A 13180-nucleotide genomic window follows, 5' to 3' on the forward strand; every position below is an offset into this window, starting at 1 on the left:
CGAGGCGCGCACTGCATCGCATAGGATCGTTCATCGCAACTGCCTGTCGATTCGCTCCATGCATCTCGATCCAGTCGTCACGCGCCGCTTCGAAGAACTCAAACAAAAGGGGGAAGCTGTTATCGCTGCCAAGCAACTGGACTTCACCTCGCATGAGGGCCGTCAGGTCTTTACCGTCCCCACAGATGCATACAAGGCATGGGCAACCAATGTCCTCAATCTGTTGCACCGGACCTTTGGAGACGAAAGCGTTCACTACCGAAACTTCGCTGAGCACTACAGTGCGTTCCAAGGATGGCTTTCGGAATGCAAGGACAGCTTTGCCATCTTTAGCGCGGCGAAGGAGGACTATGAAGGCGGCTACCTGTTTCACTTGAGGACGCTCGCAAAAGCCGAGGTGCTTGCCGACGCTCTTAGCCAATCGCGAGACCTGCTCTCAGCAGGCTACAAAGATCCCGCATGCATTCTGGCCAGGGTTGCGCTTGAGTCTTCTCTCAAGGACCTGGCCGCGAGATTTGGCGTGCCCGAAGGAAAGCTAGACAAGATGAACGCCGACCTCTGTCGAGCAGGTGCGTACAACATGGTCAAGCAGAAGCAAGTTACAGCATGGGCCGACATCGGAAACAAGGCCGCGCACGGCAAGTGGACCGATTACTCTGAGCAGGACGCTAGGGCAATGGTCGCGGGCGTCGAGGCGCTGGTTGGCGACCTGTAACCCGAGATCGTCATTGCGCTTCTAACCCTGACCCACGCATGCGTAGTACCTTGGACGTCAACGGCTATGCCGTTCACCTGCTCTCCGTCACTGCCAGGAACACCCACGACGGAGTGATCGAGGGCAACCCCTACCTCGAACGGAAGTGGCGCGTTGTGATGGGCAGGAAATGGATGGAACAGCCAGGTCACCTGGTTCACGCGATCGACGAGATCGAGCGCGAGCTTGCAGCGATTGACAGTCGTCACGCGGTGTGGGGCCCGAACGAGCGCTGGGAGGCTGTCGTTGCTGATCAGATCGATTTCGAAGCATCGACGCAGCGCGTGTTGACATTGCGCTGGTATCAAGAAGGCGGCGACCCCATGGCTCGACTTCAAGAGATCATTGCCGGCCTCGACTTCCGTGCGCTCGCCGTCGCAGTCCCCGTCGACTTGTCCGATTGAGTGACAACCTGACGCACGATGTTCCGGTCGGGCGACAACGCCGGCGATTGCCGACGCCGCGCGCTCACCACCGATACCCCGCCTTCGCGTAGTACTGCCGCCCGTTCGCCCCGAACGGCGAGAACTGGTTGTAGGCCAGGATCCCGCCGACGGCGTTCGGCGTGATCACTCGATCAGGGTAGCGGTTGGTGACGTTGTCGACGCCAGCGCTGAGCGACCAGGCGCCCTGCTCCCACCCCGCCGACAGATCGAGCAGCCACGCCGGCCCGAAGGTTTGATCGTTGGCCGCATTGGACTGGCGGATCACGAAGCTGCCGTAACGGCTCGCCGCCGCGCGGCCGATCCACGGTCCCCAGCGGTGCTCGGCGCCGAGCACCAGCTTGTCCTTCGGCGACCCGATCGTGGCGCGCGCCAGCGAGACGCGGTCGATCAGCTCCAGGTTGTTGGCCGTGAGGATCGCCGGGTTGTCGTCGACATGCCGGATCGAGTTCTTGTTGTGGTTGTACGCGACCGTGTACTGCCCGCGGCCCGCGCCACCCCAATCCTGCTGCCAGGTGCTCACGACGTCCACGCCGCGCGTGCGCGTGTCCAGCGCATTGGTGAAGTAACGCCCCGCGCTGACCAGCACACCTTGCGCCGCCAACTGGTTGCGGAGCGCGGCGGGCAGCGTCAGGTTGGCCGACAGCAGGATGCGGTCGTCGATGTCGATCTGGTAGACGTCGACCGTGGTCTGCCATTGCGCCAGCGGCTGCAACAGCAGGCCGAGGCTCAGGTTGCGCGACTTCTCCGCCTTCAGCGGCTTGGCGCCCAGCGCCGCCGCGGCCGCCGATTCCACCGGGAAGGTGCCGGCATCGACCAGCGCGCCGTTGATCAGGTTGGTCGAGGTGGTGGCGAAGTACTGCTGCGCCAGCGACGGCGCGCGGAAGCCGGTGGACACCGTGCCGCGCAGCGCCACGGCCGGGGACCACACGTAGCGGCCGGACAGCTTCGCCGAGGTCGCATTGCCGAAGTCGCTGTAGTGCTCGGCTCGCAGCGCGGCGGAGGCGCTGAAGGCCTTCGTCACCTGGCCTTCGAGGCTCGCGTAGGCGGCGATGTCATGGCGTGAATGCGCGCCGGCGTTGCTCGGCTGGAAGCCGGGGAAACCGGAAGCGCCGCCGCTCTGGTACGACGCCGGTTCACCGGCATCGATCTCGTAGCGCTCGCGACGGGCCTCGGCGCCGAGGGCCAAAGTCCACGGCGCGGCCAGACCGAGGTCGACCTCGCGCGACAGGTCCAGGTTCAGCACCGTCTGCTGGTTGCTGAGTCGACCGGCATCGAAGCGCGTCGGGCTCGCGTTGCCGAGCGAGTAGTTGGCCGTGTTGGCCACGTCGATGTCGAAGCGGTTGCGGCCATGGTTGACGCTCGCGTCCCAGGACCATCCGGCCAACTCACCGCGCACGCCGGCGACGATGCCGGTGTCGACCGTGGTGCTGTCCTGCAACGGCAGGAAGCCCTCGGGGTACAGGCCGGCGACGTTGTTGGCGACAGCCGTCGCGCGGGTGCGCCAGAACGCAGCGGAGACCGTGTCGCGATGGCTGAGCGTGGCGACGGCATAGGCCTGCAGGCTGCCGGTCAGCGCGACCTCGGCGTTGATCACCGCGGACTGCTGATGGCTGTCCGGATCGCCGAGTCGGTTGTTGACCTGGCCGAAGCGGGGCTCGGTCGCCGCGTCGCGCGTGTCGACGCCGGCGCGGTTGGTGCGCTGCTGATGGCGGTTCTCGAGCGCGAAGCGCACCCATCCGTCCTGTCCGAGCGCGAAGCCGGCGCTGGCCGCCTCGGTGTGGCGGAAGCCGTCGCCCGCATCGGTCTGGCCGACCTCGGCGTTGACGCTGCCGCCCTTGGCGCCCTTCTTCAGCACGATGTTGATCACGCCCGCGATCGCATCGGAGCCGTATTGCGCGGCGGCGCCGTCGCGCAGGACCTCGACGCGCTCGATCGCGGCGAACGGGATCGTGTTCAGGTCCACCGGCGCGGAGCCGCGGCCCTGCGTGCTGTTGATGTTGACCACGGCGGTGGTGTGGCGGCGCTTGCCGTCGATCAGCACGAGGGTCTGGTCGGGCGAGAGCCCGCGCAACTGGGCGGGCCGCACGGCATCGGAGGCGTCGGTCAGCGACGGACGCGGGAAGTTCAGCGACGGCAGCAACTGGCCGAGCGCGGTCGCGAGTTCGGAGGTGCCGGTGCGCTGCAGGTCGGCGACGCTGAGGACGTCGACGGGCGATTCCGACTCCGCGACCGTGCGATTCACGCGACGGGTGCCGGTGACGACGACCTGCTGGAGTTGATCGCCGGAGGCGGCGGCCGGCGCCGACGCCTGCTGAGTTTGAGTCTGGGCCTGGACGGCGGACGCGAGGCTGGCGATGGCGGCGAGCGCCACGGCGCTCAGCGGGATTCCGGAGATCAGCGGGCGGAAGGACGAACGAAGGGACATGGGGGCTTTCGGGGATTCATCAGTCACGACAACCCAATAGCCTGCGGGCGTTGGCGTGCCCGGCCAACGAAGCTCCGCGCACATGCTCATGCAAACACTGAAATCGCCTTGGCTCCCGATCGATGCTCAAGCGCCGATCTCAACATCAGGCGCGAAGCCGGTGATCGATCTTCTCGCGAATGGCGCAGGTGTCGTCGAGTCCAAACACCATGTCGTTCGCCACCTTCGCCAAGCGCTCGATATCAGGCTTGGTGATGTCGCCCAGATCATTGACGACCACCAGAGAGTCGAAACTCCCTGCATGTGCCTTCAGGTGCTGGAGGGTGATGGTCGTCAATCGCGCCTTGTCCGCGCCTTTGACACCGAACACGTACAACGGTGCATGAATCCCTTGAACGAAGAAGTCGATGAGATAGTTGTCGCTCTCGGGCACGTCCGGATCGACGTAGTCCCTGATCAATCGCTCACGTCCGACAACGTCGCGCAGGACCGAATTCAGGTCATCGTAAAAGGTCGATTCGACCCGCCCCCGACTCCACAGTCCCAAGTCCTCAAGTCGCGACATGCCACGCCCGAGTCGGAACAGACCGCGGGCCAGGTCATCGGCGTCGACGATGACAAACAGTTCTCCGTCGTCTTCAGCGATGCCGGACTCACGCAGTACCTGTTCATACAGCTTGCCGCGTGCGCCGCTCAGCAGTTTCGAGAGATCGTTCTCGTAGCTCAGTCGCATCAACGTGTTCGCCCGGTCGCTGATCCGCCAGCGATCGCCCTGGTGCTTCAAGTGCGCGACGAGGTGATCGCCATCCCGGCCCTCGAACGGCAGGGAGACCACAAGTTGTCCACGTCGCTCGACGACCCGTACCTCCAGGCACATCAATTTGCATAGTCGTTCTTGAATGTCCGCGACAGTCATGTTCAGTACTCCAGGTCAAACACACCCTGAACCAGCTCGCCGCCAGCGTGAGCGATCAACGGCAGATTGGCAATGGCGCAAAGACCGGCCAGGTGGCGAGTGGCCCCGCAAAGGTCGACGTACGCATCGCATCGAATGGCGAAATGCTCCGCCTTCCTCCCCTCCGCCATGTATCGCTCGGTCGCGAAATGGACGTGGCTCAGGAAGTCAAGGCGCTCCCCCTCCAGGGGATTGCCATGCGAGTGATAGGGGCCGTTGCAACGAACCAGTGTCACCTCCTCGCCGTCCAGGTCAAGGAGACTCAATCCGCAAGAGAAGGCATCAGGATCCTCCAGGTTCTGCCGTTGATACACACGGAACTTGAACCGGCCGTCGACACTCTCCGCATCGAATGTCCTGCGCATCGACCTCTTCTGCTCAATCCATCGGGTTCGAGGGTTCCGAACCGTCTTGGGCATCTCGATCAAGGCCTTGATCGATTCGTCCGTCATCAACTTCGTCATGTGCGCCACCTTCAGCACTCTCGAGATTGATGACCAGTCTAGGCAGACTCGGAACAGGTCCATTTCAACGAGTCGGCAAGAACGCAACAGCGCGCGCCGTTGATCTGGCGGCAGCCGAAGTCGTGGTATCGCAGCTGCGTCGGCACCACCGCCAGCATCCCCAGCAACAGCACCGTCGACACCAGCGTGGCGGTCGACGACACGCCGACGTCCCCTCGATAGACAGCCGCCTCGCGCAGTAACCAACAGCGATCAGTCCGACGAGCGGGAGGACGTTGCTCGGCGTCGCGGGCATGAAGTCAATCGGCCGGGTCGAGCTTCGGCGGAACGCCGTCCCGCTGCCATTGCTCGAACATGCGCTTGTAGCGCCGCGGCATCAGGTGGCGCAGCAGCACGGCCAGCAACAGGAGCGTGCCGAGGAGCCGGGCGCCTTCATCGTCGCGCGACAGGAGATGAAGCACGAACTTGGCAGTGAGCACTGTCCAGAGGAGTCCGACCACCGCGCCCGGTCCCGACACAAGGTAGGTCAGCGTCACCACCGCAGCGACGACACCCGCGCCGATGACCACGTCCCCAGGCTGTTGTTTCATCCGCGCCCCCATCAGCCCGCCGGCCGCCGGGTCTCGCCCCACTGCGGATTGATCAACGCGAAGGTCTCGTGGTCGCGCCATTCGCCGTCGATGAACAGGTAGCGCGGGCTGAGGCCTTCGCGCTGGAACCCGAGCCGCTCCAGCACGCGCCGGCTGCGCGCGTTCTCCGGCCGCACCGACGCCTGCACGCGGTGCAGCGACACCGCCGGCGAGAAGGCCTCGTCGATCAGCTGCTTCAGCGCCTCCTGCATCAAACCGGCGCCGACGCAGTCCTCGTCCAGGCTGTAGCCCAGCATCGCGCTCTGGAACACGCCGCGCACCACATCCGACAGCGCGCAGACGCCGATCACGCGACCGGGCGCCTCCGCCAGCGACAGCCAGTAGCGCCAGATCGTGCCCGCATCGAAGGCGGCTTCCTCGCGGGCCAGTCGCGCTCGCGTGACCTCCAGTTCCCAATGATTGGCCGGACGCGTCGGATCCCAGCGGGCGAAGTGCGCGAGGTTGCGCGACTGGTAGTCGACCGCGGCCTCGGCCAGCGCGGGCACGGAGGCCCGCATCAGCAGGCGATCGGTCCGCAGCAGCTTGAGCGGTGATCCAGGACGGTAATCGGCCGGAGAGTCGTCAGGGGGAACAGGCATGGCGCAACTGTAGTCGCCCGATCCGGCCGCCTGGTGTGTTGACCTCAACGCGATCGCTCGACCGCCTGCTTCGCCGGGATCCACATCCCCAGCAAGGTCGCCGCCAGCATCGCCAGCCCGCCGGTGACCGCGATACCGCCGGCCAGCGACGCCGTCGCCACCAGCGCCGACAGCAGCGCGGGCCCGCAGGAGCCGCCGACGTCGGACAGGAAGCGCCACACCGCGAGGAAGTAGGCGCGGCCATGGCGCGGCGCGTGGTCGGCGCCCAGCGTCATGATCAGCCCCGAACCGATGCCGTTGCCGAAACCGATCGCCGTCGCGGCGATCAGCAGCGTGGTGAAGCCGGCGGTGAGCGGCATCAGCAGCAGCGCGATGCCGATGATCGCCATCGACGGCACCGCCACCCAGCGCCGGCCCTTCAGGTCCATCACGCGGCCCGCGGGATAGAACAGCAGCATCTCGATGCCGCCGGAGATCCCGTAGATCAGCGAGGTCACCGCCGGCGCCAGCAGCAGGTGGTCCGCCCACAGCGGGATCACCGCCTGGCGCGATGCCCGCACCGCGCTGACCAGCATCACGCCCAGGCCCAGGGTCAGGAACACCCGGCGGTGATCGGCCACGATGGACTTCAGCGACACCGGCGCCGGCGCCGCGCCCGCGGGATGCGGCGGCGCTTCCAGGTCCGGCAGCCGCGCGCCGATCGCGGCCGCGGCCAGCACGCCCGCGATGCCGACGCCGAACGCCGCCTCCAGCCCGAACGCATGCACCGCCGCCGCCGACAGGAACGGCCCGATGAACATGCCGATCCGCATCACGCCGCCCAGCGTGGACAGCGCCCGCGCCCGGTAGGCGGCGGGCACCGCCTCGGTCAGATAGCTCTGGCGCGCCAGGTTGTAGACGGCCTGCGACATGCCCACCATGAAGCAGCCGATGCCCAGCGCCAGCACGCCCGGCAGCAGCACGCACAGCGCCATACCCAACGCGCTCCAGACGCCGGCCGCGACGATGGCCCAGCGTTCGCCCCACCGCATCGTGATCACCGACGCCGGGATGTTGTTCAGCAGCGAGCCCAGCCCGATCAGCGTCACCACGAAGGCCGCCATCGACACCGACGCCCCCAGGTCCCGCGCCATCAGCGGCACGATCGGCAGGATCGCGCCCTCGCCCAAGCCGAACAGCATCGACGGCCCGAACGCGGGAACCGCGATCCGGCGGAACGAGAACTCGGCATCAGACGTTGCGGAAGGTGTCGACATCGGCGGTCAGGCGTGGAGCAAAGGCTGGCAGGACGATAAGCGAGGTCCGTGCCAGGCGTCGACGCTCCTCGCCCGCAGGACCGTGCCGCGCGCATTCCTCGCCCGTCGCTCCCCGCCCATCGCCCGGACATCGCACCGCCCCTCACGCCCCGATGGCGCGAGACGCGTCGCCACCGTCGCTTTCATGCCGTTGCAATCGAATACCTCCAAATTGTGAAAGCGCTTTCAGAATGCGCGGCTTTTGCCTAGGATGGTGGGCGCAGGAGAGAAGTCGCAGTCCCGGACGGGCGTCGAAGAGCGCTGGCCGGACCGCGTCGATCGGTGCCTCCAGCACACCATCGAAACCTCTTGGAGACTTCATGAATCGCCTCCTCTCCTGGCTGGGCGCATGCCTGGCCTTTCTCGTGCTGAGCGTCAGCGCGCCCACCACGCAGGCGCTGTCCAATGCGAGCTTCTCGCACGGCGTCGCGTTCAACGGCAGCCAGGCCACGCTCTGGTTCAAGTCCAACGTCGCGACGACCTGGGTCGACGCGCACTACCAGTTGAACGGCGGCGCGCAGCAGAACCTGCGCATGCCCTTCAACGGCGGCGCGGCCCGCTACGAGCTGGCGCTGCCCGGCGCGGTCGCCGGCACACGCGTGGACTACTGGTTCACGTACAACAACGGCAACCCGGCCTACGACAGCGCGCGCTTCACCGCGACCGTCACGACCGGCGGCGGCACGACCGACCCGGGCACGCCGCAGAACCCGGGCAACCCCGGCAATCCGGCCGACTGGAACGCCCGCACGACCTTCAAGATCGAGAACGCGACCAACGGCCGCTGGCCCGATTCGCAGGTCTACTGGGCCATCATCGGCAAGAGCTGGCAGACGGGCGAGTTCGTGCACGTCGACGCCGGCGGCAACCTCGTCCCGATGCGCCTGTCCGACAACACCGTGACGAAGAACGGCCGCAAGTACGCCAACTACTTCTTCCCGCTGTCGCAGACCAAGCAGATCACGATCCCGCCGGTGAACTCGGCGCGCGTGCTGATGTCGGTGGGCAGCCCGATGTTCATCGAGGTGAACACGGACGGCGCGGGCAACATCGCCTACGCCGGCGCCAACATCGAGAACTCGAGCGATCCCAACCTGGACGTCATCTTCGACTTCGGTGAATTCGCCCTGATCCCCAAGGGCCAGCCGGACCAAGGCATCTTCATCAACACGACCCGCGTGGACCACTTCGGTTTCCCGCTGAAGCTGCGCCTTCAGGGCCTGGGCGGCTACGACAAGACGGTCGGCGAGCCGCTGACAGAATCGCGCGACACGCTGTTCACCAAGTTCCAGCAGGAGGTGCCGGTCGAGTTCCGCAGCCTGGCGGAGCCCAACTTCACGAACGTGCCCTACCGCACCCGCATCCTCGCGCCGGCGCACTTCACCTTCCGCCCGGGCGACGTGAACGGCGCCTACCTGGACGGCTACATCGGCGAGATGTGGAACCGCTTCAAGACGCAGGACCTGGTCTTCACGCTGGACAACCTGGGCACCTTCCGCGGCCGCGTCGACAGCAGCACCAACCGCTTCGTCTTCACCGGCGGGCGTTCCAACGGCACGTACTACATCAACGGCCAGCCCAACACGGCCGAGGTGTTCCTGGGTGCGGGCAAGCTGGACGATCCGCGCAAGCCGGACGGCAGCTTCCAGGTCGACACGCCGGCCGACGCGGCCAAGTCGATCCAGCTGCAGATCCAGGCGCAGGTGTGCGCGGCGCTGAACCGCCACGTGCTGGCGACGCCGGCCGACTGGTACCGTCCGGCGGCCTTCTACCCGGCCGGCACGCGCGGCAACTGGTTCGCCAAGTTCTGGCATGACCATTCGATCAAGGGCACGGAAGGCAACGCCAACGGCTACGGTCTGGCCTACGGTTTCGCGTACGACGACGTCGGCGGCTTCAGCCCGTCGCTGCACACGAATGCGCCGACGACGGTGACGTACACGATCGGCTGGTAAGTCGATCCCCAAGCGCAAGACCTGTCCCCCAATCGCATTCCCAAGGCCCGCAAACAGCGGGCGCTGGTGGGGCCGGAATGGTGCTGGGGGTTCCCGGAGGGACGCCCCCTGCGCCGTGGAGTGCCCGCGCCTGGCCTCCCGAAGTGGAAGATCACTGAGCGCCAGTCGTCCCCACCGCGAGGTGCTTCGCCAGGAACCTCTCCATCCGCCCGTAGAAGTCGACGTCGGTGGACAGCTTGCGCCACCCGTGGCCTTCGCCGTCGTAGGTGACGTACTCGATCTCCTTGTGGCCGGCCTTCTCGAGCGCGCGGCGGAAGTCCGTCGCGTGATCGATCGGCACGCGCCGATCGTCGATGCCATGCGCGATCAGCACCGGCGCCTTGATGTCGACCGCGCGGCGCAGCGGCGAAGTGCGGCGCAGACGCTCGGCGTCCTTCACGCGGTCGCCGATCATGGCCGTCATGCCGAAGCGCCGCGACGCGTCGCTGGCGTCGCTCCAATCCAGGCTGAACAGGTAGTCGAGGTCGGTGACCCCGGCCCAGCTCACGCCGCAGCGGTACTGCCCGGGGTCCTTGATCAGGCCCATCATCGACGCGTACCCGCCGTAGCTCGCCCCCGCGATGCAGACCCGGCGCGCATCCACCCCGCCCTGCTTGACCGCCCACGCGAGCGCATCGCTGACGTCGTCGATCATCCCCTCGCCCCATTGCTTCCAACCGGCCTTGAACAGCTGCTCGCCGTAGCCCTCGCTGCCGCGGAACTCCGGCTCGATCACGACGTAGCCGCGCGAGGCGAGGAACTGCGGCAGCGCGTTCCAGCCCCACGACGTGCCGCGCACGAAAGGCCCGCCATGCACGAGCACCACGGCCGGCCTCGGGCCGTCGGCCTTGCCGCGCGGCGTCGTGACCGTCACCGGGAACTCGAGTCCGTCGCGCGCGCGGATGCGGGTCTGCTCCACCTGCGCCATGTCGGCGGCGCGGATCCACGGCCGCGAGGAGCCGAACTCCCGCAGCTTCTTCGCGCGGTGGTCGTAGAGGAAGTACTCCGCCGGCTGCGTGTCCGACATCGAGGTCACCATCACGCGGCCGGTCTTGAGGCAGCGGCGGCATTCCAACGTGTTGGCGCGGCCGGGCAGCGCCTGGTCGACCGTCGCCTGCATCTCCTTGAGCGTGGCGTCGAACCAGTGCGTGGACGGCGCGTCGCTCTCGAAGTGCAGGCCGAGCAGACGCCGGCTGTCGGCGTCGAAGATCGCGGCGCCGTCGAAGTCGAACCCCTGCAGCGAGACCAGCGGCTCGGCCTCCTTCTTGAGCGTCTTGGGGTCGATGCGGTACAGCGCCTGCGTGCCCGCGGGCGACCTGGCGAGGACCAGCCGCAGATCACGGCCGTCGGACGCGAACGGCCGCACGGTCGGCGAAGCCACCCAGTCGCCTTCCTGCGCCAGCGTCCAGGCGCCGTCCGCCGTCTTGAAGTACAGCGCCTGGCGGTTCTCGTTGAGCGTCTGCAGCGCCCAGGTCTCGCCGGCGGGGTCCAGTTCCCAGTTGACGGCGAAGTCCGGCGATTTGGCCTCCAGCGTGCGGCGCTGTTGCGTCTGCACGTTCAGGCGGGCCAACTGGACCGACTTCAGGTCCCAGCGAGCGTCGTAGCGGCCATAGCCGACGACCACCTCGCCGCTGTCGTCGTCAGGCACGTCGTAGAGGAACCATTCGAACGGCAGCGCCCGCGTGATGATGCGCGAATCGATGCGGCTCTCCTGCGCGTAGCGCGTCAGGATCAGCTGCCGGCCCTCGGAGCCGTCGCGCTTCACGGTCCACAGGCCGGCGGTGTTGTAGTCGCGGCGCTTGCCGGCCTCGTCCTTGCCGGAGGTGTAGACCAGGCGATCGCTCCCGACCCAGTCGAAGTGGGCGATGTCGGAATCGGTGAAGCTCGCGACCTGCTTGATGCGGTTGCCCTGGTCCAGCTCGATCACCGCGAGCGCGCTGCGCTCGTGCTGCGCGCTGCTCACGACCAGCGCGATGGCGCGGCCGTCCGGCGAGATCTTCGGGCGCCGCATCATCGGGTCGCGGAAGAAGTCGGCGACCGAAGGCGGTTTGCCTGCCGACGTCGCCGCGGCCGCGGGCGCCGACACACTCTGCGCGCGCGGACCGGTGTGCATCGCACCCAGCGCGCCGAGCACGCACAGGCTCGCCCAAGTGGCACGGCGCCACCCACGAGATTGATTCATCCCTCTCTCCCTGAATCGAAAATGTGCTTTTTGAATGGGCGCATTTTTCGTGAGGTCGATCGCCGCGTGTACCGGGTCGATCCATGAGAAAAGGGGCGCGCGGACGTGATAGCCCGCGAGCCCCTCGGAGACCGCGTGAGCGATCGGCCTCAGCGTGCCGCGACGGCGAACTGGTGGCGCTGACAAAGTGCTTCCACCGCACCGATGCCAGCCGCGGTCCCAAAGCTCATCGCTCGATGTCTCGCAGCGCTGCCAACCTGCTGGCGCTCCGCCGCCGGCATCGCCAGCGCCTCCAGTGTCCGCGCCTCCAGCTGTTCCTGATCGAACATGTTGACCAACTTGCCATGGATGCGGTCCTCGATTGCCTCTCGAACAGGCGCGGTATCTGAACCGACGACCACAGCCCCGGACGCCATCGCTTCCAGCATCGACCAACTCAGCACAAACGGATAGGTCAGATACACATGCGCCGCTGACAGCTGCAGCACGCGCTTGTAGTCCGCATAGGGCACCTTGCCGAGGAAGTGCGTGCGCGCCGGATCGAGCCGATCGCCAACCTCCTCCAGCATCACCTGGCGCCAGGTCTTGCCTGCCGCAGGCGCCTTGCCGTAGCTCACGTCGTCCCCACCCACGATCACCGTGTGGCAGGTCTTGTGCTCCCGCTGGATGGCCGGCAGCGCCCGCATAAATTGATGGAAGCCACGATACGGCTCCAGGTTGCGCGCGACATACGTGATCACCGGATCTCCCGCCTTCAGCATCGCGCCGTTGGGCATCGCCATCCGCGCCTCGGGATCGGGCTTCAGCCCGTCAAGATCGATGCCCTCGTGCGCCACGGTGATCTTGTCGAGGTAGGCCTTCGGATGCTGCGCCTTCTGCCACTGCGTCGGGCTGATCGCCGCGTCGCAGTTCTCCAGGTTCAGCAGGTGCAGCGCATTCCACGCGCGGATGCGCGCCCGGTCGTCGAAGCTCACCGGGAACTCCGGATCGAAGCCGATGTCCGCGCCCTGCCAGTCCGGGTCGAGCCCGTTGCCGCTGGCCGGCGCGTTGTAGAACCATTCGCAGAAATGCACGAGCCGCGCGTCGGGGAACACGTCCTTGGCGTTGAGCGTCTCGCCCCAGCCGGGATGGGCCAGGATCACGTCGGGGACGAAGCCTTTCGCCTTGAGCTTCAGCAGCAACCGCGCGACCGCCTGGCCGTGCAGCACCGCCTCCTCCATCCTGCGCAGGTAGTGGTGCTGGTCCTTGCCCACGTCGCGATGCGGCTTGTAGCGAATCAGCGTGAGCCGACCGCGGCGTTCGAGCTCGGGCATGCCCGGCGCCGTGTCCCGGCCGATGCCGACCACCTGCCAGCCCGGCCGCTCCGACCAAGCCTTGGCCACATGCCGGAACTGCCCCGGAAAGTTCTGATGAATGATCAGCACGCGCATCAGCGCT

Annotated in this window: 12 protein-coding genes; 3 read left to right on the top strand and 9 right to left on the bottom strand. The window is 66.8% G+C overall.

Features of this window, described 5'->3' with window-relative positions; all coding sequences use genetic code 11:
* Positions 1-58 precede the first annotated feature (58 nt).
* On the top strand, positions 59-715 hold the full coding sequence (locus tag AC1VNM_RS08870; protein ID WP_431103896.1) for a DUF4145 domain-containing protein: 657 nt from the start codon (positions 59-61) through the stop codon (positions 713-715).
* 50 nt (positions 716-765) lie between these two features.
* A complete protein-coding gene (locus AC1VNM_RS08875) occupies positions 766-1158 on the top strand; it encodes a hypothetical protein (RefSeq protein ID WP_431103897.1) in 393 nt (130 codons plus the stop codon).
* A gap of 64 nt (positions 1159-1222) precedes the next feature.
* On the opposite strand, the gene AC1VNM_RS08880 is transcribed toward AC1VNM_RS08875, so the two are convergent.
* The 7 genes from AC1VNM_RS08880 to AC1VNM_RS08910 form a co-directional block, all read right to left on the bottom strand.
* Positions 1223-3625 carry a TonB-dependent receptor plug domain-containing protein gene (locus tag AC1VNM_RS08880; protein ID WP_483106630.1) on the bottom strand — a complete coding sequence of 801 codons (2403 nt, stop codon included), beginning with the start codon at positions 3623-3625 and terminating at the stop codon, positions 1223-1225.
* A 145-nt stretch (positions 3626-3770) separates the two neighbouring features.
* Positions 3771-4541 (bottom strand): DUF1828 domain-containing protein, encoded by a 771-nt coding sequence (locus AC1VNM_RS08885; RefSeq protein ID WP_483106631.1) that lies wholly within the window; start codon positions 4539-4541, stop codon positions 3771-3773.
* Between the two features lie 2 nt (positions 4542-4543).
* Complete coding sequence (locus tag AC1VNM_RS08890; RefSeq protein ID WP_483106632.1) at positions 4544-5044, bottom strand: hypothetical protein; 501 nt, start codon at positions 5042-5044, stop codon at positions 4544-4546.
* A gap of 38 nt (positions 5045-5082) precedes the next feature.
* Positions 5083-5247: a hypothetical protein gene (locus tag AC1VNM_RS08895; RefSeq protein ID WP_377154747.1), complete on the bottom strand. Its 165-nt coding sequence runs from the start codon at positions 5245-5247 to the stop codon at positions 5083-5085.
* 96 nt (positions 5248-5343) lie between these two features.
* The gene (locus AC1VNM_RS08900; protein WP_483106633.1) at positions 5344-5634 is read right to left on the bottom strand and encodes a hypothetical protein; all 291 of its coding nucleotides are present in this window, start codon (positions 5632-5634) and stop codon (positions 5344-5346) included.
* 11 nt (positions 5635-5645) lie between these two features.
* Positions 5646-6272: a GNAT family N-acetyltransferase gene (locus AC1VNM_RS08905; protein WP_483106634.1), complete on the bottom strand. Its 627-nt coding sequence runs from the start codon at positions 6270-6272 to the stop codon at positions 5646-5648.
* A gap of 44 nt (positions 6273-6316) precedes the next feature.
* Complete coding sequence (locus AC1VNM_RS08910; protein WP_377154743.1) at positions 6317-7528, bottom strand: MFS transporter; 1212 nt, start codon at positions 7526-7528, stop codon at positions 6317-6319.
* A 359-nt stretch (positions 7529-7887) separates the two neighbouring features.
* Between AC1VNM_RS08910 and AC1VNM_RS08915 the strand changes: the two genes are divergently transcribed.
* Positions 7888-9522, top strand: coding sequence for a glycoside hydrolase family 64 protein (locus tag AC1VNM_RS08915; protein WP_483106635.1), 1635 nt, complete (start codon positions 7888-7890; stop codon positions 9520-9522).
* A gap of 151 nt (positions 9523-9673) precedes the next feature.
* Here AC1VNM_RS08915 and AC1VNM_RS08920 read toward each other — a convergent pair whose 3' ends face one another.
* Both AC1VNM_RS08920 and AC1VNM_RS08925 read right to left on the bottom strand, forming a co-directional pair.
* Positions 9674-11743, bottom strand: coding sequence for a S9 family peptidase (locus tag AC1VNM_RS08920; RefSeq protein ID WP_483106636.1), 2070 nt, complete (start codon positions 11741-11743; stop codon positions 9674-9676).
* A gap of 149 nt (positions 11744-11892) precedes the next feature.
* Positions 11893-13173 carry a glycosyltransferase family 4 protein gene (locus AC1VNM_RS08925; RefSeq protein ID WP_483106637.1) on the bottom strand — a complete coding sequence of 427 codons (1281 nt, stop codon included), beginning with the start codon at positions 13171-13173 and terminating at the stop codon, positions 11893-11895.
* Positions 13174-13180: the final 7 nt, after the last annotated feature.

It is taken from the genome of Mitsuaria sp. MSU3D (assembly GCF_056867975.1).